Raw genomic sequence first — 23,771 nt, 5'->3', positions numbered from 1 at the left:
TCATGGTTTTTCTCTGTAGGAGGGCCGTGACGTTCCTGCGGCCTTACGTTCAGTCCACCAGCACCAACTTACGAAGGAACCGAGGAAACTCTATGCGCAACCCAGTCGATTTGGCATACCTGTTTGCCGACATCATGAACAGCCACAACGCTGGCCACTTCGTGGAACTGTTCACGGAAGACTACGTGAACCATAACGCTTTTGCTGAGCCGGGTCGTGCCGGCCTGATCAAGCTCATGGGGCACTGGTTCGATACCCTATCTGACACAAAGGTTACGGTTGAAGACGCCTTGACCGCGGGCGACCGTGTCGTGGGCCGCTATACCTATCGCGCTCGCCACACAGGACCATTCCTCGGCATCCCCGCATCCGGCGCCGAGATCACGATCCGTTCCATCGATATCTGGCGCTTCGAAGACGACAAGTTCGTCGAGCATTGGGACGAGCTGAACACGCTCGATGCTTTTCAGCAGCTTGGAGCGATCCCGAAGCAACTTGGACCCCGGCAGGCGTCACACCCGATTTAAGCCGCGTTCCCATCTTTATCGCCTGCTGAAGCTGTCCAGCTATGCCTCCTAAACATGGCCCGGGAGCGTGTCGATTCCAGTTCGCTGGCGATCGACAACCTGATGCAGTCGACTGAAGGTTTGCGAGCACGCAAGCAGATGACCTACGTCCACGTCGAAATGCTGATTTATGAAGCTCTAGTAAAACGATACCCTCGGCATGAGGCAAACGGCTTGCGTCTCGTCGCCGCTATCTCTGTAACGGTTTGGAGAACCGCCAGGGATCGCTGGCATCAAGCTGGAGACGACCATTCTTTCGAATGGTACCTCCGAAAGCAATTCAAGTTCCTCGCTCAGGCATTTGGTAGCTGAATAAAGCAGAACCCGCGTTGGGGCTGCGAGGTGAGAACGTCTCGTGCTGGTCGCGAATCGGAGTTGCCTGAAGGGCGTTGAGCTGTTCGTCTCGGACAAGTGCCTTGGTCTGGCCGAGAACCTCGCGGCTTCTATCCCGAAGCGAAGTGGCAGCGCTGCGTGATGCGCTTCTACCGCAACGTCTGGACAGTAGTTGCCACGGGCAAGGTCAAGGAAGTTGCAACGATGCTCAAGGCCATCGACGCCCAGGAAGGTGCCGCAGCCTCTCGGTAGAAAGTTCGCTGAACCAACGTAACGTCTGCCTGTGGAGCAGTATCGAGGCAAAGTTGGCCCAGGACGAGGCGGAGAGCCTCAAGTGCTACGGGATTATTACTCCGCTCCCCAGTTCTTATCTAATTTGAGTGACAGAAAGCTTGTCTTGATACACGACCGTCCTCTCAGACCGGGAGAAGACCAACTGCGCGGTAGCTGTTTGTCAGCGGATCGTTGGGCGGGACACGACTAATCCGTTTCATGGAACCGAAGCGGCTTCGTTCAAATCGGCTTCTCGCCAGTGATCTGCCCTGCGGACGGGTGTTACAAAACAGGTCAATGAATACGCCGAATAGGACAAAATGTATAGAACGCGCAACCCGATTTCTATCGGGTTTCGCCGCCCCAACGACGTAAGCCCTTGTCGCTTCTAGCGGTTAGAGTCGGGGACCGTTCGAGTCCCAAATATCTGAGCCTAATTTGGTCGCAATTTACACAAAATAAAGGGCATCCTATCGTGGTTCCTGTAACAGTCAGACAACGGAGGAAACAATATGGAAACAGTTCAGAACGGACAATGCGGTCTCTGTAATCACTTCGGGGAGCAGCACAAGACAGACGTACTGATCAGCATCGTGAGCAGCCATCAGGCGGACCTCAAGGTCCTCGACGAATGCGGTCATCCGAAGCACGCAGCCTTGCACCTGAAGGTCACACCGATCAGCGGTTGTGATGGCTTTGTTCCTGCTGCGGCAGCGTAACCAGGAGCCCATCTTTACAAAAAACGGCCCGAGGCTTCGGGCCATTTTTCTTTTGAGGCATGTTTCCCGATTCCCGCGTTAAGCAGTTCTCCTTCCTCGGGGAGAGTTGCGCGCTCTCCGATGCGAGTGATAACGCTCGTGCGAGGCGAGCTAAGCGAGTCTGTTGAAATGAACATGCCGCCGCAGGGTAGCGGTGAGAAAACTGAATGTGGTTCTTCGCCATGATGCCTCAGCACTATTGAATCGCCGTGTTGTCGTCTGAGACCGGATTCGGGTGTCGGCACAACTCACGGACCGCCACGAGGTGCTGTTCGAGAGTATCGATGGCCTGATGATGAAGTTCCAGCATGATGACGAATTCCTCCAAAGAGAGGGAGTACGCGAGTTCACCGGCGGTGACGTGAATTGCACCGCATTGGCAGGCAAAGATGGCGCCTTGTGGAGAGTGGGCGAGAAGGATACGTGAATCATCCATGGATTCCTCCTGGAATCGGTTCGCTGCCGGGGCAGGCAGGGTTGAAACGGGATCTGCAAGACAATAAGGGAGAATGGCCGAGGTTCGGAACTGAGAGCATCATTCCCCGGTCTCTGGTGCATGGATTCAGATACTGCAGGTAGGACGGGAGCGGCCTCGGGCGAAAATGATGAGAAACCGAACACTGGTCGTATGGAGTGACGGCGAAATGAACAACGTCTCCAGGCCAGAGACTCATGCCGATGTTCTTGGGGCGATAACGATTGACCAGAATGTGCCCGCGTGCGATCAGCTTTCTGGCCTCAGGAATGCTTCCTGCGAAGCCCATGCGAAACACGACATTGTCCAGTCTGCGCTCCAACAGGCTGATCAGGCTTTCGAGCGGACGTACTGTCTCCAATGCCCAAGCTTGCCGAAGAAGTTCGGTAAGATCCTTCGGCCGGAGGGCATAGTAGGAAAGAAGCGTCAGTTCAGGCGGGTGTTCGGGCGATCGCGTCGAACCATCCAACCGCCAGCAGGAGGAGGTCCACCGACAGATGGCACGGAACACTGGCTCGATGTGGAAGACGCTGAGGATGGTCATGCAACTTCTCCGGCTATGGAAGTTGCAGGCGAACGACATTGCTCGCTCTCGCCTGCCGACTTGAAGGTTTCGATCTCCCAGGTACCGCAAGGCTTCGCCAAAAGACTCTTACGGTGTCTGCTCTAACGTCGAAGCGATTCGCTTCGAGAACTGCATCTTCTCTTTAGCTGCCGCGAACCGAGGCGCGCTTCAATCCAAGCCAGTCTTGCCTTCGGCCCAATATGCCTTGGTCTTGAGCTGAGCCATGTCCATGCGGCGGTTGCGCAACATTGCCCGGAGGGCTTGGATGGACTGCGCTTTTCCGGTCATGATCCATCTGGGCGTTACTAAGCCCGATGCGCCATCGATCAGGGTCTGATCCACTTCGGCAAGATGGGAAGAGTCTGGAATTTTCTTGACGAGCTTGGCATTTGGGAGCCCGATGCGCCGAATGGCTTCCGCTGACTCGACGAGAGAGGAGACCTCGAAGACAAAACGGGCTTGCTGCGTCTCCCGGCGGCTGCGATGAAGCGCCACTGAGGCAGCGATGGAGGTCTCGTCTCCAAAGAAGATCGCGTCTTCAGCAACTTCCGCAAAATCGAGAGAGCTGCGAGGACCCATGAGACTACATGGCGTATCTTTCTTGAGCGATTCGGCCCACTCGGATCCCGGACCGTTGCCGTGTAGAAACATGATGAACTCAGCCGTTCCTTCCACCGGGTCCCAGGAGATCGGTGTGTAGGTTCGGGTCTGCAGGCCACCCATATGGAACTGCACCTTCTGACCGGGGATCCATTTCTCTCGCTTTAGGCTCTCGCCAGCAATTTCAGTGAGCCGGAAGTGACCGCTCAGATGAGTCACCGCGGAAACGGCAGCAGATCGAAAGAACATTCGCTCCATTGTGTCGGTGACAAACTTGGGAACAACTGACATTGGAACCTCCCTATTGCACAGCGCTATCACGGTTGAGCTGACTATTGTGTCCCTGTTTTGCTAGGGTTCTCTAACAGTTGATGTTGGGCGAAAAGATACGATCCAAGCACGAGGACAACGGCGATCGCTTGCGCGGCCAACGTCTCAATCGTGGGAAAGATCGAGAACCACAAATTCAGCCATCCGGGGATTCGTCCCGTCAACCAGCGAATAGGAGTTGTAGGCAGCCAGTGGGCCAACTGCATCTCTTGCGCCTGCTCTCCCACCATGACGAAGAGAACCAATCCAAGTAGCACGCCGGTGAAAACGAGCATCTTGCGATAGGGCAGCTTGCGATGCGCGACGAAGGTGAGTACGGCCACTAGCCCGGAGAACATTGAGCCTAGCAGGACACCCAGATACACAGGCTCATTGCCGAGCCGTAACCGATAGCTTTGCAGGAACAGAACCACTTCGACGCCTTCCCGGTACAACGAAGAGAACCCGAGCAGACCCATGCCAAAGACCAGTTTGCGCGCAGAGTCGTGCGTATCGCGTTCCTCTAACAGCTCCCGCTTCCTCCGATTGTGAAGGGAGATCCATCCCGTCCAGTAAATCTTGTGAAAGAACCAATTCATGACGATCAGCAGGACCACAATGGCTAGAAGTCCGGTTGCCGCTTGAAGCTCGAGCGCCGAGACTTTGCCACTGATGTCGTCGAGTATGCGCACGGCAACGCACCAGGTCACCAGCGTCGCCAACAGGCCAAACCCCGCGCCGGCCGCAATGGGACTGCGGTATCTCTGACGGTCCCCCGTCAAACCCGCGGTGATGGCCGCGAGTACAAGAATGCATTCCAGCCCCTCGCGGAGAACCAGCACGGCAATATCGAAGACGGCTGCCGACTGGCTTGTCTGCGGCGCAAGTGGGTTTGGGTTCCCGACAGAAACGTTGCCTCGCCACGCTAACACGGCAAAGATCGCGATCGCTGCGGCGATAGCCGCGATCCAGGCAGTTCGCCTGACGCGTCCGATTGGTTGAGGAACAGTGCGTGACAACATGGCGAGCATCTCCTACTGCGGTGTTCGAGCGGACTGGATTTCGGGTATCTGGGCTGCCTCGATCACCCAATCGACGATGCGTTTGTCCGGCAACAACGCTTGCGACGGCATCCTGTAGTTCAGGCCGTCAAGCCGCTTGCGTAAGCCGCCCTCGATGCCGCCATAGGAGAGCAACAGCGGCACGACCAATGGCGTGTTCCCGGTTTTGCTAATCTGTTCAACCTTCTGACGGAGTTGTTCGGTCGCAGCGTTTCGCACCGGTTCCTCTGCATCGTCGCGTAGCGTCACACATTCGAAACCGGCGTAATGGCTTTGTTGACCCATCTCGTTTGCGAGGGCACTCATATCCGCAAGCCAGAGTTTGTTCTCGTCGTCGGGGACGGGGCCATGCGCGACGAGGACCACAACTTCATGTGCGGGATCGTGGCTAATCGATGCGGCTCGGTCGCGCAGTATCGCGGCGACAATGCGATGGCGATCGAGCGCGGACGCTATGCGGATCGGGACAGAAGCGGATATCGGCTTCGTCGCCTCCAATGTCATCGCGGAGTCTTTCTCCATTGCTCCGTGATTCATCACCATCATTCCGCCGCCGTGATCCATCGAGGCAAACATCTTCAGGTCTTCCGGCTCTTGCGAACGCGATCCGAGAAGATAGGCGATGCTGTCGATCACGGAACTATGTGAGCTGACAAAGAGCGGCACCGCCACAATCTCAGTGACCTTGCGGGCCACCAATCGATTGATCGCCGCCTGCATGGAGGAGCGGGTTGCCATACCGAAGGCAACCTCCGTTGGAAGCTTGAGGTCCACCTGATCCGCGACATGGCGAACCTCTTCGTTCCATTCCTGAGCGCTGCCGCCATGGGCTAACAATAGGACTCCCACATGGGACTGTGGATGATCTACGTGTGTTGCGGCGGGACTTTGCGCACGCGCCACCCCGAGAGTGAAAAGGCAGACTGCGGTATAGAGCAAGAACTTCTTCATGGTGTCTCCTATCGTTCAATGCATCATTGGGCTGCGGCTGTGTTTGAAAGTCGGCGCCTGTTCTTGATCGAGTTCGCCAGCCGCAACGATGACGGCGAGTGTCTCCATGGCTTGCTTGATGAGCGTTGCGGTCTGTGCGAACGCTTCCACGGCCATGTTGATGGTGACGGGACCGATGGTCAGGTGAATCGACTTGCACTCGCAAAGTCTTACGGTGCCAAGCCCGGTATGTTCTGCCAGAGTTGCGTTGAGGTCGCTCATGACTACTCCTTTGGCTCCAAGTTCGTTATTCGTGTGGGAAGGTGTACCGCATACCGACGCGTAAGGTTCTTCCGTAATCGGTGCGGTCATACGTTGGAGGAGTTTGAGAAAGGAGGCTGTCGCGGCTGTTCGCAAGATTGTCGATAGAGCCGTATGCCTGAATGCCGCGGGCGATGTCTTTGGACGCATAGAGATTCCAGAGAGCGTAATTCTGCTCGTGATCTCCGGTTGCCAGTAGCCATTTGTCGGAGAAGTTCCCGCGGATGTTCGCTACCATTCCCAGCTTTCGAGACACATACTCCGCACGAACATAGCCGGAGTTGCGACTGACCTCGGGAAGCGTCTGCTTATCCGTGATGCTGTACGGATCGACATAGGCATAGAAGGCGTCTACCTTCAGATTGCGGGTGAGAAGCACACTGCCTTTCAAGTTGATGCCCTGGGTGTAGGCTTGATCGACGTTCGTATAAACGTAGGTTGCGGTGAACGGTAATGCTCCGAACGTCGGAGGAATGCCATACTGGGCCAGCAGAGCCAAGAGATCGGCTTCAGTCATAGGGAAGCCGGCATAGATGTAATTGATGAGACCGTTCAGGTTATTGCGATAGAGCGTCACATCAAGGCTGAAACGATTTACCTGATAGCCCGCTCCGACCGACCAACTCTCGCTGGTTTCTGGCTTGAGAGTGGGGTTGCCTATGACCTGGTAGCCGTACTCCGGATGCAGCAGAAGGTAGTAGAGCTCCCCGATCGTCGGCGAGCGGAAGCCCTTGCCATAGTCGCTTCGTACGGTCCAATGGTCGTTGACCTTGTAGACGAGACCGACCTTTGGCACGACGTGACCGCCGTACAGCGAATGATGGTCATAGCGGCTACCAACGTCGATGATGAGTCTCTTCCAGGGTTGAATGCGATCCTGTAACCACACATCGTTCGTCGTGATCTGTTGGCCGTTATCGTTACCCACGATGCGGTTCAGGCCGCGATAAGAGTCCTGTACCCACTCATCGCCGCCTTGTAGGAAATTCCATGAGCTGATTTGTTGCGAGACGGTGGCATCGGCGCGATGATAGCGCTCGTAGAGATTGCCGTAGTCGAATTGAGCGCCGACGCTGTTGTCTGCATTGAGGGGATTAGACCAGGAGTTCGAGTCGTAACGAGCTTCGTAGAGGCGAGTTTGTATGACGGTAGTTGAAGTCGGGGCGAAGTCACCGACCAGCGCGTGGGTCTGTGTGCTGTCGTTGCTTGTGGCAGAATCGTAACCCGAAGCTGAAGTGCCGGTGCTGTCTGTGTTCTTGCCCGTCGCGTTGTCGTGATACGCGTTGACCGTGTAGCCGATCGACGCCTTTGGACTGAAGCTGTAGCTCAGTTTCACCATGCCGTCATAGCGTTGGTTATTCGCTCCGATCGTGCTCTCGTCGCCCGGGATCAGCGTGTAGGAATTGACGTGATGCAGTTCAAGATCAGTGAAGGCACTCAGCTTCTTGAACTGTGTGCCAAGATCGAGATCGCCGTCGAATGCGCCTAGCGTTCCACCTGAAACCCGGAGACCACCTTCAAACGGATGCGTCGGCTCGTGGGTGATGAGATTGATGACGCCCCCAACCGCATCCGTTCCATACAACGCCGATGCTGCGCCGCGCACGACTTCGATGCGATCCAGCCTGCCGATGTCTTGCTGCCCAAGGTCAATGATGCCGCTGTTGATACCGCGTGCTCCGACGAGCGGCAGACCATCCTGCAGCACAAGCACGTCGGCGGAAGGTACACCATTGATCATCTCTTCGGACGAACCGAAGAACGAGCTATTGTTGCGCGTCACGATGCCGGGCAGTTCACTCAATACATCGGCTACATTCTCGTAGCCAGTGCGCTGAATACGTTGCTGCGTCACCACATCGACGGGCAAGGGTGTGTCCTGTTGAAGCTCCTCGACGCGCGATGCCGATACGACAGTGACGTTCTGCTCCACGGTCGCCACGGCGAGCTTTATATCCGCGGAGGATGGCCCGGGGCCGGACTTGACCTGCACGGAACGAGTCGCGCTCGCTAGGCCGTTCGCAGAGGCGGTTAAGATGTACTCGCCCGAAGCTACGGCGTTGAACCTGTACTCTCCGCTGTTGGTTGTTTCTGTTTGTTGTGCTATTCCGTTGAGCGCATTACGGAGTATCACGGTTGCATGGGGGATCGCCGCGCCGTGCGGATCGAGCACATGACCATCAATCTGCTGTGAGGCATTTTGTGCGTTCGCAAGAAACGGCAAAAGTAGAACAAGAGCGACAGCTTTTCGCATCGTCTGACCTTTCACGGTTGCGGTAGTCGCTCGAAAGCGATCCACCTAGGTTGTCGATCTCCAATCCTTCAGGGGCGCTTCGCCAAAAGACTCCCCATCGGATTGCCTGTGCTCGCTATGACTGCATCACACGCCACGCTTGGCGTAATACTCCGCAACCTGGCTCGTATTGAACTCGAAGGGAATATGGCGCGAATCCGGAACGGAGAGCAGTACGCCGCGTTCCATCGCATCGGGGCTCTCCTCAAATTGCAGGAAGGATGGCAAGGGCAGCCGAGGCGCTTTGCGTGCAGCCTGCGTTGTCTCCCATTGATTGGCGCGCTCGCTGAGTTGTACGACGGCACCCGGATCAAGGACCATCGAGCCAATGGTCTCTCTTCGGCCGTTGACAAGAAGGTGGCCATGCGAAACCAGCTGCCGCGCAGCCGCCATGCTGCGGGCGAATCCGAGGCGGAACACCACATTGTCGAGGCGCCGTTCGAGAAGCCCTATCAGCGCCTCGATCCAGTTCTTCGGCTGGCGACTCTTCGCGTTGCGGACGAACCGGCGCAACTGTTCTTCACGAATGCCGTAGTGAAAGAGGAGCTTCTGCTTCTCTCGCAACTGCGCACCGAACTGAGAAATCTTCGGCTTGCGTGCCTTGCCGTGTTGTCCGGGTGGGTAGTTTCGCTTTTCGAGGGCGCCCGGTTTGCCCAGGCCAGGCAGTTCCAGACCCAGCGCGCGCTGGATCTTCCACTTCTTTCGTACGCTCATGCAGCCGTCTCCTGTAGACGCAGACTGCCGAGCTAGCCCAGTGGGCACACCTCAGCCTGCATCGTCGATCTCCAAACTGCCGTGACGCTTCGCCAAAAGACTCCACGGTAGTTCGCTTCTAAATGCAGACTAAATCGGTCGGATATTAAAGTCCAGCTTTCAAACAGCGAACGAATCAAATCAGAGATTGTCCTGCAAGAAACCCGCAGTGAAGCGTCAGACGCTCAGCTTGTTGGTTCGCTGCCTCCTAGATACTGGCTTGGCGTAACGCCCATCACGCGTTTGAACATGGCTGCGAAGGCGCCCGCTGTCTCGTATCCAAATTTCGACGCGAGGTTTGTGATCTGCATTCCCTTCGCCAGATATGGAAGCGCGGTCAAAGCACGGAACTGATCGCGCCAGCAGCGAAACGACATGCCAGTCTCTTTCAGAAAGAGCCGCGCCAGCGTGCGCGGCGAAGCTGCGGCAACTGTTGCCCATGCTTCGAGCGTGCGTGTATCGCCTGGATCGGAAAGGAGAACCCTTTCCACCGCCAGCAGCCGCTCATCTCGCAGCACTGGCATCACTACCGCGTATGCGGGTGACCAATCGATCTCCTGTAGGAGCAAGCGAACGACTTGGCCGTCCCGACCATCTTCGTCGTACTCCACCGGCATCGCTGTAACGCGCCGCACCAACTCACGAAGTAGCGGAGAAACAGAAATGACGCACGGTTCGTGAGGTGTCCCTCTGGGGCATGAGTCACTCCGGATGTAGAGCGTTCTCATCTCCAAAGGACTGAGTGCTGCGGTCTGATGAGGATACTCCGGAGGAAACCAGACCGCTCGATGCGGCGGGACAATCCATGCCCCGCGTTCTGTCGTGACCTTCATCGTGCCTGATTCCGCGTAAAGTAACTGCGCACGAGGATGGCTATGAAGATAGCCCGGATACCCGGTCGGATAAGACTTTGCCATGCCTCCAACTGGCCGGGGTACGCGTTGATAAAACTCGTGGTCCGTACTTCTCTGCATTTTGTCCTGTTTGGCGCATAGATTGACCGAATTGGCGGATTGGGGTCGGATGCGCCGTATTACTCTACATATACGACCAAATCAGTCGGAGTTCAAGTCTGTCTGACCTGACCTTCCAATGCAGAGCAACCGAGGGTTCCCTCGGGAAAATTAGGAGACCCCCGCAGCAGTCTTTTTGGCGAAGCGCCGCGAGGGTCTGGAGATCGACAACCCGAAGGCTGACGACTGCTCTCAGTGTAGAGCAGCCACGCACCTGCGGGGAAACGAAAGGTGCATGTCTATGTTTCTTCGTTGGCGTATTTTCTTGATGATTCTGGTGCTTTCATTTGCAGCCGTTGGCTATGCACAACTTCCGCAAGCGGCGTCTTGTACATCTTTTCCCGGTTCTTTGAAGGTAACGGTAAGCGGAACAGTCTCCGACTCCACCGGTGCCCGCATCACCTCCGCTACCGTCCATTTGATGTGCGGCAATCAGGTGCAACAGGCGCGGACGGACGGGCAGGGGCACTTCACCCTGACCGTTCCTGAAGGTTCGTACCGGTTGCAGGTCGAGGCTGCCGGCTTTGCCGCGTATACGAAGGATCTGACGGCCAGCGCCCATTCTCCAACTGCTGATGTGGCTCTTACGGTACAGAACGCGGCCAACACGGTCACGGTGCAGGCAGAGGCAGGGTATGTGGCAAACGATAGTACGTTGGCTACAAAGACCGACACACCTTTGCTCGAAACGCCACAGTCGATCTCCGTCATCACTCGCGATGAGATAGACGCGCAGGCGCCACAGAGCCTGAATGAAGCACTCCGCTATGCCCCCGGTCTCGTTGCTGAATCGGAGGGAAATAGCTCATCGTTCTGGAGCGGGAGCAGCCTGCAGTTGCGAGGTTTTACTCCCGCGGTCTACCAGGACGGCTTGACGGATGACGCCTCCGGGAACACGCTGCTCGACACCTATTTCTATCAGCGCATCGAGGTATTGGAAGGCCCATCGTCGGTACTCTACGGGCAGGGCAATCCAGCAGGCATCGTCAACGTGGAGAGCAAGCGCCCCATGGCTTCGGCGTTCCATGAGGTCCAGTTAGGCTTCGGTACTTATGGGCGATACGAGGGCAATTTCGACTTCAGCGGTCCTCTGCTGTCTCCTCATCTGCTCTATCGCCTGACGGGAGTTGGATTCACGGAAGGCTCGCAGACATGGTTTATCCATCCGAAGCGTCTCGCGATTGCACCCGCTCTTACCTGGGTTCCCGACGCGAAAACCAGCCTGACATTTTTGACTAACTACACCTATAACCCCGAGGTCGGGGCCTATGCTCCGATACCTGCGCTTGGCAGTGGACTTCCAAATCCCAACGGCAAGATCGCTGTCGGTTTCTTTCCCGGCGATCCGAACTTCAACGAGACCAAGCAGTCGTTCCTCCAAGTGGGCGATGCGTTCACAAGGAGCTTCGATCACGACTTGCGCATCGAGCAAAACCTCCGCTTCACTGGCAATCGCGACTACGCCAAGATGATCTGGCCAGAAGGGTTTGAAGCGGACAATGCCACCCTGGACCGGTACACGTTCATTCGACACGTATCGTTCAATTCGATCTTGTCGGATCAACGAGTAGTCAAGACCCTGCAGACGGGGAAGATTCGTCAGACGTTTCTGGCTGGCGCAAACTACACACACTACAAAGAAGGTTGGAACTGGGGCTCAGGGGATGTTGCCCCCATCAATGTCTTCCATCCGGTCTACTACCTGCCGATTGCAACGCCGGAGATCAGTGGCAGCGAGAGCACGCTGGTCAACCAGACCGGCATCTACTTCCAGGATCAGGCAGCGTTGGGACGTCTGCGGCTCTCCTTTGCTGGACGCCAGGACTGGCTTTCCTACAACGACACGAGCAACGGAACGGTCACGAAACAGGATGCCGATAAGTTCACCGTCCGAACCGGTGCCGTCTATCTGATTGGGCGCGGTCTCGCTCCGTACTTCAGCTACGCAACATCGTTCCAGCCGGATATTGGACTCACCGCGGCTGGCACCACTCTGCCGCCCACGACCGGCAAGCAGTATGAGGGCGGCGTCAAGTATCAGCCCGAACATGCCAACATGCTCATCACGGCCGATGTCTACGACCTGGCGCAGCAGAACGTCGGCACGACCGATCCGACAAATCCAAACTTCACCATTCCCATCGGCGAGATTAGGTCCCGTGGCTTCGAAGTGCAGGGACACTCTTCCCTCGCACACCGCGTGAGCATCGTCACCTCGTATGCCTATACCGATTCGAAGTACAGCCGATCGAATACCACCGGCGTCGCACTCAACGGTACGACAGAATCGACACAAGGTAAATACCAGTATGGCGTTCCGCTCAACCTCGCCTCTTTCTGGGCCGACTACAACCTGCCATCCGCATTCCTCCATGGCCTCGGCGTGAGCGCGGGCAGCCGTTTCGTAGGTGGGAGCTGGGGCGACAACGTGAACTCCTTCAAAGTGCCGGGTGCCACTCTCTTCGACGGAGCGCTGCACTACGACTTCTCCAGCGACTCAGGTCCGCTCCATGGGGCACGCCTTCAGATCAACGCCAGCAACATCGGCAATCGCACCTACGTAGCTTCCTGCTATGCGACCGATGGCTGTTACTACGGAGCGAAGCTCACTGTCTACGGCACCATGCGCTATCGCTGGTGAACCTGCATTAGGAACAACCTGTCGTGGAGTCTTTTGGCGAAGCGCCGCGAAAGTTTTGGGGATCGACAACCCGAAGGCTGAAGCCCACTTTAAGACGGACGCGACAGCCCGAGGCCATACGAAAGGAGCACTCGTGGTTTTCTCTATGCGTCACTGGCGAATTCTCGCCCTGTTCAGCCTGTTCTTGTCAGGAATCTCCGTTGGCTTTGCCCAAAATGCACAAATCAGCGGTTTGGTCTTTGACACGCAGAAGGCCGCAATTCCGCTTGCAACCATCGAAGCGGCCCATGAAGCGACTCATATTAAGACGACCGCGACCAGCAATCATGCGGGACTTTACACTATTGCCTCGTTGGTGCCGGGAAAATATAGGGTATCGGTCAGCGCGGCTGGGTTCGAAACGCAGGTCGTTGACGGGATCACTCTTGCCGTGGCGGGTAAACTTTCTCTTGATATCGTGCTGCATCCGGGAAACGTCACACAAAGTGTCACCGTAGACGGCAGCGGACTCCAAATGAACATGACCGACGCGACAGTGAGTACGGTCGTGGACCGGCAGTTCGTTGAAAACATGCCGCTCAACGGACGAAGCTTTCAGTCGCTCTTGACGCTGATTCCTGGCGTCGCCGTAGTGCCTTCAAGTGGCGGTGTCGGATACAGCGGCGAGGTCACCGTGAATGGACAACGTACCGAGGCCAATTACTTCACGGTCGATGGAGTGAGCGCGAACACAGGCTCAGTCGCGGCTAGCTCGATCATTGGCTGGGGCGCAGGCTATTCCGGCTCCGTGCCGCAGGAAACCGTGCTCGGCACCACGCAGAGCATCGTTCCTATCGATGCGCTGCAGGAGTTTCGGGCCACAACGTCTACTTACTCGGCACAGTATGGGCACACTCCTGGTGGACAGTTTGAATTTGTCACCCGCTCGGGCACACATCAGCTTCATGGAGGTGCCTTCGAATATCTGCGCAACGACGTCTTCGATGCGAATTCCTCCATCAACGACTTCAACGGGATCGCTAAGCCGAGGGAACGCCAAAACGATTTCGGAGGGACTCTGGGAGGGCCGCTGGGAATTCTCCATCTGCACAGTGGTCGGGACCATACCTTCTTTTTCGGAGCATATGAGGGATTGCGGTTGATCTCCCCGCAGTCGGCAGTAACCGATGTGCCGACCTACGAAGTGCGCAACGCGGCGGTCGCGTCGATGAAGCCGTTTCTGAATGCGTTTCCCTTGCCGACAGCCAATCTTGCAACGGCCAATGGGCTGAACGGTGAAACGAATGAAGGAAACGGGATGGCTATCTTCCAGTCTGGCTATTCCGTGCCAAGCTCGCTCGACAATGGCAGTCTGCGCGTGGATCGCCAGATTGGCGAGAAGCTTCGCCTATTCGCGCGGTACAGCTACACCCGTTCCAACACCACCGGTCGAAGCTCCGTCGCGCTTTCTGAAGTTCAGAAGCAGGCGAATATGGCTCGTAGCGTCACCGCAGGCGCAACAGCATTTCTGACCCAACGGCTGATGAACGATCTGCGCTTTAACTACACGGCCAGCACCGCCTCCTCAGCGGACTATATCGACAACTACGGAGGGGCCGTTGCTTTCGACACCAGCAACATGCCAGTGCTCTCCATGGCGAACTCCAACCTGTTCTTCGAGCTTTATTACGGAAAGAATCCTTACTTCTCGCTGACTCCAAGGACGACAGCCCAGCACCAGATCAACGTGGTTGACTGGATGGGCTACACGGTTGGACGCCACTCGCTGCGCTGGGGAGTCGACTATCGCCACCTTGCCAACAGGGAAGGATATCCGTCCGTGTACGAGTATCCGCTCTTTATGAGTCCGGCGACGACGACCGCAGGAACTCCCGACTATAACTACATCTTCAAGCTCGGATTGACCGAGCTGGAACCAACCTTCGGAAACACGTCCCTCTTCGTGCAGGATGAGTGGAAGGCAACCTCGCGGCTGAACGTGTCCGCCGGAGTTCGCTGGGATCTGAATCCGCCTCCCGGCGCCTCGAATGGGGCCCTGCCGTACGCCCTCACCACGGCGAATATAAGCATGGTGGCGCTTGCGCCGCACGGCACTCCGCTCTGGCACACTGTCTACACCAATTTTGCACCGCGCCTCGGACTCGCCTATCAGGCTCATGCCAATCCGGGTTACGAGACAACCGTCCGAACTGGCTTTGGAATGTTCTACGACATGCCCTATGCGACTGCCCTCCAAGGCTACTGGGGTACAGGCTATATGGCCTACAGCACGCTCGTTGCCCAGCCGTTTCCGGCCAGCCAGGCGAACTACGACGCGTCGCCCAGCGCGGGAGCAACCGCACCGTACAACAGCATCACTTATGGATTCGATCCGAATCTTAAGACGCCGTACACGATCGAGTGGAACGCTGCGGTTGAACAGCGATTGGGAGCAAAGCAGAGCCTTCTGCTGAACTATGTTGCTTCGGCCGGGCGGAAACAGCTTGTGAACCGGACTTACGACCCGACTTACCTGGGCAATCCCAACTTCATTCCTACGAATGATCTCTATCTGACCAGCAATGCAGCGAACTCGACCTACAACGCGCTCCAGGTGCGACTCGATCGGAAGCTGGCCAACGGATTGCAGGTCCTGTTGTCCTATACATGGGCTCACGCCATCGACAACGTGTCGAGCAACTTTGCTTCCTACCAACTGTTTCGCGCCAACTCCGACTACGACATCCGCAATAACTTTCAGACAGCCGTTACCTACGATCTTCCCGGAAGTTATTCGCACGCGCTGTTCAGCACAGCGCTCGCTCACTGGTCGCTCGATTCGCGCGTAACGGCCCGGTCGGCGTTGCCCGTAAACGTGATCGGGACAACCGCCTACACGGCCAACGGCACGGCTGCCTACTTCTATCCGAATCGCGTTGCCAATCAGCCGCTTTATCTCTATGGTGCCGACTCTCCAAGTGGTCGCGTCATCAACTACAACGCATTCACGATTGCCAAGGATAGCTCGGGCAACAACATCGAAGGCAACTTTGGACGTAACGGCGCACGAGGCTACGACGCGGTTCAGGCCGATCTTGCTTTGCGCAAAGATTTCATCTTTCACGAGGGTATTGGCCTGCAGTTCCGTGCCGAGGCCTTCAACCTCCTGAACCATCCCATATGGGGCACCGTCTACAACCAGCTCTCCACCGGACGCACGAACTTCGGTCACGTCTACACCATGCAGAACACGCAACTTGGTGGGCTCAACCCGCTTTACCAGACGGGCGGTCCGCGCTCTCTGCAACTCGCATTGAAACTGCATTTTTGATCCTGAGAGGTACTATGGCTTCACTCACTGCAAACACCGTACGGATTTGGTATCGAGTTCATAAGTGGACCAGCCTCGTCTGCACGGCCTTTCTGCTCATGGCTTGCATCACGGGTCTTCCGCTCATCTTCGGGGACGAGCTGCGAGACTTGCTCGAACCTCACGTTGCACCTGTGTCTGTTCCGCCCGGCACTCCGACCGCGAGCATTGACAAGATGGTCGCGGTCGCTCAGGCGAAGTTTCCAACGTTGCATCCCTTCAACGTGTATTGGGACGACGACGAGCCGCGGCTGTTCGTCAACATGAGCCCCTCTGCCAAACCGAAGGACGGCGAAATCAAGTCGGCAGTCTTCGATGTCCATACGGGGCATTTTCTCGAAGCCCCGGCGGATCGCTTCAGCTTCGTCAGCTTTTGCCTGCGGCTCCACATGGAACTATTCATGGGGCTGCCAGGGGAACTCTTCATGGGAGTCATGGCGCTCTCTTTCGTGGTCTCACTGGCCTCGGGAGCGTTGGTCTATGGCCCATTCATGCGCCGATTACGCTTTGGCACGTATCGAAGCGAAGCTGCACCCAGAACACGCTGGTTCGATTTACACAACTTACTGGGAATTGTCACCCTTACCTGGGCGCTGGTCGTCGGAGCAACCGGCATCATGAACGCGATCTCGACACCGCTCTTCGGCATCTGGCGCGCACAAACCATGCCCCAGATTCTCGCTCCTTACAGGGGCAAAGCCATGCCTTCGCATTTCGAGTCTGTCGATGCTGCTATCAAGGACGTGGCCAGCGCGTTGCCGCACAACGAAATCAGTTCCGTGCTCTTCCCAAACGCAGTTTTCGGAAGTCCGCGGCACTACGTCGTCTGGACGCGAGGCAAGACTCCAGTGACATCGCGCCTGCTCACTCCAGCGCTCGTGGACGTGGAGAATGGAGCCCTGACCGTCACGAACGGTCTGCCCTGGTATCTGCGCGCTCTGGAAGTTTCTCGTCCGCTTCACTTCGGAGACTACGGAGGCCTTCCGCTGAAAGTTCTGTGGGCTTTCTTTGATCTGGCACTGATTGTTGTTCTGGTGAGCGGTGTCTATCTGTGGCTCATTCGGCGTCGTGCTCCAGTCGAAAAAGAACTGAACCACCTGGTCCAACTCGAAGAGGCACAAACAGGAGCCTTCGCACGATGAGTCTTTCCCTCCCTTTCCGTCAGATCTACGGACCGGCAATCGTGATCGGCTTGATCACGCTATACGGGTTGCTCTCAGCACTGCTGGGTGACGGCATCTGGGATGTTCTTTCCTGGATCGCGCTAGCCATTCCTCTTGTTGTTATCGCGTGGAAATGCAGCAGAGACAATGGCACGTCAGCCGGCGCGTGAGTAGGGTCGTTGCGACAGCACATGTTGGACTGGAAATAGCAATCATGCGCTGATATTGTCTAATCTAGTCAGTCGTAACCTGAAGTGTTCGCAGCCCATGCCCTTCTACCGCCAAGATGCCAACGAGCTCGACAACGATGATGGGGCCGATTTCGCTCCTGAGGATGTGCCGCGCCCTGTCGCCGCCCTCGGCGGCTACATGGTCACCAAGGGGATGGAGATGGCCATCCATGAGCATCGCAAGGCTCAGCTTGTCCTGACACTACGGGGCATGGTCAGATGCGAAGCCGACCAAAGCGTCTGGATCGTGCCACCTCGTTGTGCGGTATGGATTCCAGGGAACGTTCCGCACAGCATGACGCTGGCCGGCAATGTTGAGGCATATTGCCTCTTCGTCGAACCAGATGCTGCTCCAGCGTTACCCAGGCAATGCTGCGCATTGTCGATCTCGCCCCTGCTGGAACGCTTGGTGATGCATGTCACTGAGATGCCGGTTCTGTACGACATTGACGGCCCCGACGGCCGTATTGCCACAGTGTTGCTCGACCAACTCTCAACAGCACCCGTTGAAAAGCTGAACTTTCCAATGCCGATCGATGCCAAGCTGCGCAGCATCGCCGTCGCGATGATGGCCGACCCCTCCGACCGCGCCACGATCGACGACTGGGGCCGGCGCATGGCGGTTGCCCCGCGGACATTGACACGCGCCCTGAAACGAGAAACCGGCATGAGCTTCGGCCGTTGGCGTCAACAGCTCCACATCCTCACCGCGCTGCAGCGCCTCGACCAAGGGGCGTCAGTTCAGACCGTTGCGTTCGATCTTGGCTATGAGGGTCCGAGCGCCTTCGTAACCATGTTCAGAAAGGCCTTAGGAAAGCCCCCCGCTCGGTATCTGGCGGATCGTCGCGCGTAACAGATCGTAGCGCGTTCAGATTTATCGGAGTTGACCAGAAAAAGCTATATATTGTCCAATTGGCGCTATCTGGTCAGGAGACGTTTTCCATAATCTGACTTCATGGGTTCCTGCTTACACCGTTGAGGTGCATTCAGGCGGAGGTCAGATCATGGATTTACCTTGCAACTCCCCTGCCGGGGATGCAGGTCGTGAAGAGACCACCGTTGCCATTATCGGAAGCGGGGTGTCCGGTCTAACTTTAGCGACCTTCTTACGAAAGTCTGGAATTGCGTGCGTCGTCCTGGAGCGGCGCAATCGCGCTTACGTCGAAGCGCGACAGCGTGCCGGATTCGTCGAGGCACGCGCAGTGGCGATGTTCGAGCGGTGGGGTTTGGCGGATTTACTTCCCGAGGGCCCCGTTGCCCAACGAGGTGAAATTCGCATAAACGGCTCAGGCCGAACTTTTGGAAGCTCCAGCGAAGAAGCCAAGCAGGGCCGTTTCTGCACACAACAGCAGCTTGTGACCAATCTGTTGCGGGAACTTATCGACCAGATGGGCGGTGATGTTTGTTTCCAAGTCACCGAGATAACGATCCACAACGATGAGGATAGCTGTCCGCGGATCAACTACTCCGATGCCGACGGTCTGCACGAGCTTGTCTGCGATTACATCGTCGGGTGCGATGGAGGGCATAGTGTTAGCCGGTCATCAATTCCACACGGCGTCTTGACGAAGTACAGCTATGAGTTCGGCTATGCGTGGTTGGCCGCACTCGTCGCCACACCGCCGGTGGCCGGACTCGCGATCATGGGAGTCAGCGATCACGGTTTTGCTGCCCAGATTACACGCGGGCCAAACAGGAGCAGAGTTTACCTCCAGTGCGACGTCAGTGATGGGTCCGAGGACTGGCCAGACTCGCGGATCTGGGACGAAATGAGGTTGCGCCTGTGCGATGACACCATCCAGGACGCCGTGGTGCTGGACAAGGACGTTATCCCCCTGCGGTCTGTGGTGTATGTGCCAATGCAATACCGGAACCTTTTCCTTGTTGGTGATGCCGCGCATCTAGTGCCACCTACGGGCGCCAAGGGCATGAACATTGCGCTTCATGATGTGGACGTTCTGTCTAAGGCCCTGGTAGCGGCACTGCGGGACGGCGACAAAGCAGCGTTACGAAGCTATTCCGATGCGGTGCTGCCGCACGTCTGGAAGGAGCAGGAGTTCAGCGCCACGATGACCGATATCATGCACGACGCGGGCGATCCCAAGCAGCACGGCACGTTCCGCCAGATGATCGCCCGAACGCGGCTTGATGCATTTCTCACCACTGCTGATTAGAGCCATGAATATCCGATGGAGCGATGACGGTCGTGATCTGACGATTGGTTGATTCACTTTCTACTTGCGCGGAAACGGCGGCAAGCAACAAAAGATGTCCGCGTTCGAGATGCCAACAAAGGATGTTCAATGATGATGAAGAACGATTTGAGCGTACTCGTTTCGGGTGCCAGCGTCTCCGGCCTCAGCGCTGCTTATTGGCTTTCCCATTATGGGTTCAAGGTCACAGTGGTCGAGCTAGCGCCGCATCTGCGCCCGGGCGGTCAGGCCCTCGACGTGCGCGGCGCAGCGGCCTTGGAGGTCGCTGAACGGATGGGTATCTTGGCTGCGATCCGTGAAAGAAGCACGAAGCTCACCGGTGTGTCGCTCGTTGACCCCACGGGCAAGGAGTTTTTCCGCAGCACTGAGCGAACTCTGACCGGCAGTCGATTCGACAGCCCAGATGTCGAGATACTTCGCGATGACCTCTGCCAAGTGCTTTACGGGGCCGTAGGTGATCCGGTGGAGTATCTCTTTGACGACTCGATCGCGTCATTGAACCAGGATGAAACCGGCGTCGATGTTACTTTTGTCGCCTCGGTGCCTCGCCGCTTCGATCTGATCATCGGCGCCGATGGTCTACGCTCTAAGGTACGGCGGCTCGTCTTCGGCCCCGACGAGCGGTTCATCCACTATCTCGGTTCCTATATCGCCGTCTTCGCAATCCCCAATTTCCTCGGTCTCGACCATTGGCAGATCTTCTGCATGAATGGCAACGTCGGGGGCGGCCTCCTGGTGATGGCGAAGGACGACCCTGCAAGGGTTTATCTTGGCTTTCAATCCGCTGAGCCGCTTGATTACGATTACCGCGATGTCTCCGCTCAGAAACAACTCTTGGCGGACCGGCTCGCCGGAGCCGGTTGGGAGTTCCCACGGCTATTGGCGTATATGCAGGAGTCGCCCGACTTCTACTTTGATTCCATCAACCAGATTCGAATGGATCACTGGTCGGACGGGCGGGTCGTGCTGCTTGGGGATGCAGGCTACAGCGTCTCGCTGGGGACCGGTCAGGGTACGTCCGTCGCGATGATCGCTGCCTATGTTTTGGCAGGGGCGCTAGCAACTCATAGAAATGACCCATTGCTGGCAATGCGAAGTTACGAGTTAGAACTGCGAGATTACGTCCTCCGCAATCAAGAGCTTGCCGGTCAAACAAACCTGCCGGGACCAGAATCGGCCGGCGATACAGGTACCGACGCGGTCATCGATCCGGACAGCGTTCCGGACTTTGGCTTGATGGCCATTCCCTTCGATCTCAAAGACTACGGGCAGGTCGCCAAGTCGTAGTCGAAAGACTCGACCGACACAACACGATGAACGCTTCTTACACAACCCGAGTTTCACGTGTGATCGAACTCCTGCAAGGGAAATGGACGATTCTGATTCTTTGTGCGATGCGCTCCCGTCCAGTACGTCTCAGCGAACTCCGACGGCTGATTCCGACCGCATCCAAGAAAGCGCTAACTGCAAGCCTTCGTTCCCTTACGGCTCAGGGATTCATCTTGCGACGAGACCTAAGCAGTTCCGTGCTCCACGTAGAGTACGAACTCGCAGATGCAATGCAACAACCGCTGGTGGAGCTGTTGGAATACCTTGAGCAGTGGGCGACGCTTTATGTTTCAGAGGAGCCAACCAAACCCTCAACTGCCCAGAAGCACACGCGAGCATCGTAACGAGTCTTCTGATGAGTCGGCTCATAGCCGCTTACGCCGGTATTGCCGAATACTAACCGTCTAACCGTCAATGACTTCATGGCATGGAGCCGTCAAGCCCATAAACAAGACATAGGAGCGGCGAATAGGCGGTCCCCAAAAGGGATCACCTTCGTTCCGTCGTGCATCACGATACCAAGTTTCAGATCATCGCCGCCGGATTCTTCTGGAAGACCTCGTGCAGGCGCGGAGTGCGATCCTTCATGTTCCGTCCGACGTGGACATGGCCGAGCAGGTAGAACATGTTTCTTGTGTCTGGAAGAAGGCTCGCATCCTCCGAGGACTGATCTCGCCGAATCCGCGCCCAAACTGTTCGGTCAAATCCACCACCGTCCGTTCCGAGATCAGCATTGATGGCTTCGGCGGAACAGATTTTGATGTGGAATCGGTTCAAGATAATGCCGCTTCAAGTTGTTGAAGTATGGTTTGGTACTTTTCTGGATTCTCGATTTGCAATCGTTCCAGATTCATGAGTTTCCATCGAATCGCCGGAAGATGACGAAGAGTCGGTGACCTGATGAGGTTCCAGTCTGGCGTGAGTGTATGAAAAGACCTAAGAAAGACCTTAGATTTTTCATCCAGGTGGGAGCGAATCTCCGCAACCAATTGCTCTCGGGTTGCGAGGAGCATCTCGAAGGAGGTTTCTCTTACCGTCATTCCGACAAATTCTGTCTCGAAGGTTCGGCGTATGTCCTTCAAGCGGGGTTGCAGGAGCTCGTGCGTAGGACGATTGTGGCTCAGGATATATGCGAGAAATGCTTGGTAGAGAGCGTCATCAATCCCTTCATTGGCAAGCAGGTGCTGGACATCGAACAGATCTCGAGGATGCTGTCGGTCCAGTGCTGCAACCAGTTTCCCTGCATAGAGGTCGGCAAACGAAACGACTTGGATTTCAGCGAAGCCGAATTGCTCCTCTACGATGGGCCGGACTGTTTTCAACTCCGTGGGATAGACAGTGCCCCGAAGGACGGGAGTGACTTCGATCTTGATTTGAGCGTTTCTTTGACGAACAAGGACGAGGGTTCCGCCCGCGTTGGCGCTGTCGGTGACGACGCCATCAGGAATCGCTTTACGAATCCTCTCGGCAATACGACTCAGCGCAGATCGTATCCCGATAAGCGATGTCTCTCGTTCCTCAATCGGCAGATAAACCAGATCGATGTCCACCGAAAGACGAGGCAGGTCTCGAACGAAAAGATTGATTGCTGTTCCGCCCTTGAGAGCAAAGCAAGTCTCGGTCGCCACATAGGGCAATACCCCGACGAGTAGGGCTACCTGTCCTTCGAAAACTTCACTGGCCATCGTTGCTACCTCCGGTATTGAATAGTTCAATTGGAAGCGTGATCTGATAGCGCGAGTCGAAATGGCCTTGAGGAACCAGTTGACGCTTTCCTTTTCCGAGATCGACGGCAGACAGATCCAGATGTTTGAACCAGGCATGTCCATGTCTGTCCGCGTACCAGAGGAAGAGCCGCTTTACCTTCACACTCTTGCATTCCCGCAGGAGCTTCCCCACCAGTTGAGGCCGGAGGTTGGCCAAACCTTCCATGACAACATCGACTTGATGAAAGCTCTCGTGATGCGGGAGTTCATCGATCATCTCCAGGATTGCTCGTTCGGGAGCTGACATGGTCAGCGACCATTCCCAGGGGCTCGTGGATTCCGCATCCTTTAGCGATACTGATGCCTTACCGGAACGCAGATCGTAACGCCTCGCTTCAACGCCGCTATTGGAGTTTGCAAACAGTCCCGAAGAGCGGGTTTCAAACTGAGCGGATATCGGCAGCTTGGCAAGCCAGGATGGGAGGCCCGACCCGTACAAGTAGACTCGCGAAGTGTCGCCAGCTTCGACGTAATGAGCATAGCCAGACAGTTCGACCGCCGTTCGTCCGCCGACGTGAAGCGGCTTGTGCATGACCTGCTGGAGCGAGAGCACAACAACATCCCATCGCAGCGAGGCCTTGGTGAGTTGGCTTGGCCGCCGGTAAACGCGTGGACCTATTCTTTCGAGCCAACCCCGGTCCACATAGTCTCGTATCGATGAACGGGAGATCCCCTGGGCTTGGAACCAGGCGCTATCCGCCAAGAACCCCTCCGGCAGGCTTAGGAGCAGGCGGTTTAGTCGAGATGATCTTTGTGCGTCCATGACGCACATATTCATGCATACATAAACTCGATGTCAAGTTCACAAAATCCCATCCTTGTGCGCCATG

Annotated in this window: 22 protein-coding genes; 11 read left to right on the top strand and 11 right to left on the bottom strand. The window is 56.5% G+C overall.

Features of this window, described 5'->3' with window-relative positions:
* Window positions 1–92 precede the first annotated feature (92 nt).
* The 3 genes from CHB87_RS12945 (at window position 93) to CHB87_RS12935 (ending at window position 1,891) form a co-directional block, all read left to right on the top strand.
* Window positions 93–527: an ester cyclase gene (locus CHB87_RS12945; protein ID WP_089408871.1), complete on the top strand. Its 435-nt coding sequence runs from the start codon at window positions 93–95 to the stop codon at window positions 525–527.
* A gap of 450 nt (window positions 528–977) precedes the next feature.
* A complete protein-coding gene (locus tag CHB87_RS22760) occupies window positions 978–1,151 on the top strand; it encodes a transposase (protein WP_281252338.1) in 174 nt (57 codons plus the stop codon).
* Window positions 1,152–1,684: 533 nt separating this feature from the next.
* On the top strand, window positions 1,685–1,891 hold the full coding sequence (locus CHB87_RS12935) for a hypothetical protein (RefSeq protein WP_089408869.1): 207 nt from the start codon (window positions 1,685–1,687) through the stop codon (window positions 1,889–1,891).
* Window positions 1,892–2,126: 235 nt separating this feature from the next.
* On the opposite strand, the gene CHB87_RS21945 is transcribed toward CHB87_RS12935, so the two are convergent.
* The 9 genes from CHB87_RS21945 to CHB87_RS12890 all read right to left on the bottom strand — a co-directional run bounded on the left by CHB87_RS21945 (window position 2,127) and on the right by CHB87_RS12890 (window position 10,154).
* Entirely contained in the window at window positions 2,127–2,366 is a 240-nt protein-coding gene (locus CHB87_RS21945; RefSeq protein WP_142988336.1) for a hypothetical protein, read from the bottom strand.
* Complete coding sequence (locus CHB87_RS12925) at window positions 2,359–2,949, bottom strand: S4 domain-containing protein (RefSeq protein WP_217897047.1); 591 nt, start codon at window positions 2,947–2,949, stop codon at window positions 2,359–2,361. The genes CHB87_RS21945 and CHB87_RS12925 overlap by 8 nt, the downstream gene beginning before the upstream one ends.
* A 189-nt stretch (window positions 2,950–3,138) precedes the next feature.
* Window positions 3,139–3,861 (bottom strand): siderophore-interacting protein, encoded by a 723-nt coding sequence (locus CHB87_RS12920; protein ID WP_089408866.1) that lies wholly within the window; start codon window positions 3,859–3,861, stop codon window positions 3,139–3,141.
* Between the two features lie 41 nt (window positions 3,862–3,902).
* Entirely contained in the window at window positions 3,903–4,901 is a 999-nt protein-coding gene (locus CHB87_RS12915) for an FTR1 family iron permease (protein WP_089409084.1), read from the bottom strand.
* Window positions 4,902–4,913: 12 nt separating this feature from the next.
* The gene (locus CHB87_RS12910; protein ID WP_089408865.1) at window positions 4,914–5,891 is read right to left on the bottom strand and encodes a sirohydrochlorin chelatase; all 978 of its coding nucleotides are present in this window, start codon (window positions 5,889–5,891) and stop codon (window positions 4,914–4,916) included.
* 15 nt (window positions 5,892–5,906) lie between these two features.
* The gene (locus tag CHB87_RS12905; RefSeq protein WP_089408864.1) at window positions 5,907–6,152 is read right to left on the bottom strand and encodes a hypothetical protein; all 246 of its coding nucleotides are present in this window, start codon (window positions 6,150–6,152) and stop codon (window positions 5,907–5,909) included.
* 25 nt (window positions 6,153–6,177) lie between these two features.
* Window positions 6,178–8,490: a TonB-dependent receptor gene (locus CHB87_RS12900; RefSeq protein ID WP_089408863.1), complete on the bottom strand. Its 2,313-nt coding sequence runs from the start codon at window positions 8,488–8,490 to the stop codon at window positions 6,178–6,180.
* A gap of 81 nt (window positions 8,491–8,571) precedes the next feature.
* Window positions 8,572–9,198, bottom strand: coding sequence for a 30S ribosomal protein S4 (rpsD, locus tag CHB87_RS12895; RefSeq protein ID WP_089408862.1), 627 nt, complete (start codon window positions 9,196–9,198; stop codon window positions 8,572–8,574).
* A 224-nt stretch (window positions 9,199–9,422) separates the two neighbouring features.
* A complete protein-coding gene (locus tag CHB87_RS12890; protein ID WP_176441736.1) occupies window positions 9,423–10,154 on the bottom strand; it encodes an AraC family transcriptional regulator in 732 nt (243 codons plus the stop codon).
* 331 nt (window positions 10,155–10,485) lie between these two features.
* On the opposite strand from CHB87_RS12890, the gene CHB87_RS12885 reads away from it, so the two are divergent.
* The 8 genes from CHB87_RS12885 to CHB87_RS22890 all read left to right on the top strand — a co-directional run bounded on the left by CHB87_RS12885 (window position 10,486) and on the right by CHB87_RS22890 (window position 21,519).
* Complete coding sequence (locus tag CHB87_RS12885; protein ID WP_089408860.1) at window positions 10,486–12,891, top strand: TonB-dependent siderophore receptor; 2,406 nt, start codon at window positions 10,486–10,488, stop codon at window positions 12,889–12,891.
* Window positions 12,892–13,024: 133 nt separating this feature from the next.
* Window positions 13,025–16,201 carry a TonB-dependent receptor gene (locus CHB87_RS12880; protein WP_176441735.1) on the top strand — a complete coding sequence of 1,059 codons (3,177 nt, stop codon included), beginning with the start codon at window positions 13,025–13,027 and terminating at the stop codon, window positions 16,199–16,201.
* Window positions 16,202–16,215: 14 nt separating this feature from the next.
* Window positions 16,216–17,382, top strand: coding sequence for a PepSY-associated TM helix domain-containing protein (locus tag CHB87_RS12875; RefSeq protein ID WP_089408858.1), 1,167 nt, complete (start codon window positions 16,216–16,218; stop codon window positions 17,380–17,382).
* Complete coding sequence (locus CHB87_RS12870) at window positions 17,379–17,573, top strand: hypothetical protein (protein WP_089408857.1); 195 nt, start codon at window positions 17,379–17,381, stop codon at window positions 17,571–17,573. Before CHB87_RS12875 ends, CHB87_RS12870 begins: the two co-directional genes overlap by 4 nt.
* A 97-nt stretch (window positions 17,574–17,670) precedes the next feature.
* A complete protein-coding gene (locus tag CHB87_RS12865; protein WP_089408856.1) occupies window positions 17,671–18,486 on the top strand; it encodes an AraC family transcriptional regulator in 816 nt (271 codons plus the stop codon).
* Between the two features lie 151 nt (window positions 18,487–18,637).
* Window positions 18,638–19,807 (top strand): 4-hydroxybenzoate 3-monooxygenase, encoded by a 1,170-nt coding sequence (locus CHB87_RS12860; protein WP_089408855.1) that lies wholly within the window; start codon window positions 18,638–18,640, stop codon window positions 19,805–19,807.
* Window positions 19,808–19,936: 129 nt separating this feature from the next.
* Window positions 19,937–21,133: an FAD-dependent monooxygenase gene (locus CHB87_RS12855; protein WP_217897046.1), complete on the top strand. Its 1,197-nt coding sequence runs from the start codon at window positions 19,937–19,939 to the stop codon at window positions 21,131–21,133.
* 26 nt (window positions 21,134–21,159) lie between these two features.
* Entirely contained in the window at window positions 21,160–21,519 is a 360-nt protein-coding gene (locus CHB87_RS22890; protein WP_089408854.1) for a winged helix-turn-helix transcriptional regulator, read from the top strand.
* A 429-nt stretch (window positions 21,520–21,948) separates the two neighbouring features.
* On the opposite strand, the gene CHB87_RS12845 is transcribed toward CHB87_RS22890, so the two are convergent.
* Window positions 21,949–22,860, bottom strand: a complete 912-nt coding sequence (locus CHB87_RS12845; protein WP_089408853.1) for a nucleotidyl transferase AbiEii/AbiGii toxin family protein — start codon at window positions 22,858–22,860, stop codon at window positions 21,949–21,951.
* The gene (locus CHB87_RS12840; RefSeq protein ID WP_089408852.1) at window positions 22,850–23,704 is read right to left on the bottom strand and encodes a type IV toxin-antitoxin system AbiEi family antitoxin; all 855 of its coding nucleotides are present in this window, start codon (window positions 23,702–23,704) and stop codon (window positions 22,850–22,852) included. Before CHB87_RS12840 ends, CHB87_RS12845 begins: the two co-directional genes overlap by 11 nt.
* Between the last annotated feature and the right edge of the window lie 67 nt (window positions 23,705–23,771).

It is taken from the genome of Granulicella rosea, assembly GCF_900188085.1.
In the GTDB taxonomy this organism is placed as follows: Bacteria; Acidobacteriota; Terriglobia; order Terriglobales; family Acidobacteriaceae; genus Edaphobacter; species Edaphobacter rosea.
The sequence above is the reverse complement of the archived record's forward strand: the minus strand, read 5'-3'. Positions and strand labels throughout refer to the sequence as shown.

What these genes read in the sequence shown, in the direction of transcription:
- CHB87_RS12910 (WP_089408865.1), bottom strand. Translation starts at nt 5,891, where the DNA reads ATGAAGAAGTTCTTGCTCTATACCGCAGTCTGCCTTTTCACTCTCGGG.
- CHB87_RS12845 (WP_089408853.1), bottom strand. Translation starts at nt 22,860, where the DNA reads ATGGCCAGTGAAGTTTTCGAAGGACAGGTAGCCCTACTCGTCGGGGTA.
- CHB87_RS12890 (WP_176441736.1), bottom strand. Translation starts at nt 10,154, where the DNA reads ATGGCAAAGTCTTATCCGACCGGGTATCCGGGCTATCTTCATAGCCAT.
- CHB87_RS12875 (WP_089408858.1), top strand. Translation starts at nt 16,216, where the DNA reads ATGGCTTCACTCACTGCAAACACCGTACGGATTTGGTATCGAGTTCAT.
- CHB87_RS21945 (WP_142988336.1), bottom strand. Translation starts at nt 2,366, where the DNA reads ATGGATGATTCACGTATCCTTCTCGCCCACTCTCCACAAGGCGCCATC.
- CHB87_RS12865 (WP_089408856.1), top strand. Translation starts at nt 17,671, where the DNA reads ATGCCCTTCTACCGCCAAGATGCCAACGAGCTCGACAACGATGATGGG.
- CHB87_RS22890 (WP_089408854.1), top strand. Translation starts at nt 21,160, where the DNA reads ATGAACGCTTCTTACACAACCCGAGTTTCACGTGTGATCGAACTCCTG.
- CHB87_RS12885 (WP_089408860.1), top strand. Translation starts at nt 10,486, where the DNA reads ATGTCTATGTTTCTTCGTTGGCGTATTTTCTTGATGATTCTGGTGCTT.
- CHB87_RS12860 (WP_089408855.1), top strand. Translation starts at nt 18,638, where the DNA reads ATGGATTTACCTTGCAACTCCCCTGCCGGGGATGCAGGTCGTGAAGAG.
- CHB87_RS12855 (WP_217897046.1), top strand. Translation starts at nt 19,937, where the DNA reads ATGATGATGAAGAACGATTTGAGCGTACTCGTTTCGGGTGCCAGCGTC.
- CHB87_RS12870 (WP_089408857.1), top strand. Translation starts at nt 17,379, where the DNA reads ATGAGTCTTTCCCTCCCTTTCCGTCAGATCTACGGACCGGCAATCGTG.
- CHB87_RS12920 (WP_089408866.1), bottom strand. Translation starts at nt 3,861, where the DNA reads ATGTCAGTTGTTCCCAAGTTTGTCACCGACACAATGGAGCGAATGTTC.
- CHB87_RS12840 (WP_089408852.1), bottom strand. Translation starts at nt 23,704, where the DNA reads ATGGACGCACAAAGATCATCTCGACTAAACCGCCTGCTCCTAAGCCTG.
- CHB87_RS12945 (WP_089408871.1), top strand. Translation starts at nt 93, where the DNA reads ATGCGCAACCCAGTCGATTTGGCATACCTGTTTGCCGACATCATGAAC.
- CHB87_RS12905 (WP_089408864.1), bottom strand. Translation starts at nt 6,152, where the DNA reads ATGAGCGACCTCAACGCAACTCTGGCAGAACATACCGGGCTTGGCACC.
- CHB87_RS12925 (WP_217897047.1), bottom strand. Translation starts at nt 2,949, where the DNA reads ATGACCATCCTCAGCGTCTTCCACATCGAGCCAGTGTTCCGTGCCATC.
- CHB87_RS12935 (WP_089408869.1), top strand. Translation starts at nt 1,685, where the DNA reads ATGGAAACAGTTCAGAACGGACAATGCGGTCTCTGTAATCACTTCGGG.
- CHB87_RS12915 (WP_089409084.1), bottom strand. Translation starts at nt 4,901, where the DNA reads ATGTTGTCACGCACTGTTCCTCAACCAATCGGACGCGTCAGGCGAACT.
- rpsD (WP_089408862.1), bottom strand. Translation starts at nt 9,198, where the DNA reads ATGAGCGTACGAAAGAAGTGGAAGATCCAGCGCGCGCTGGGTCTGGAA.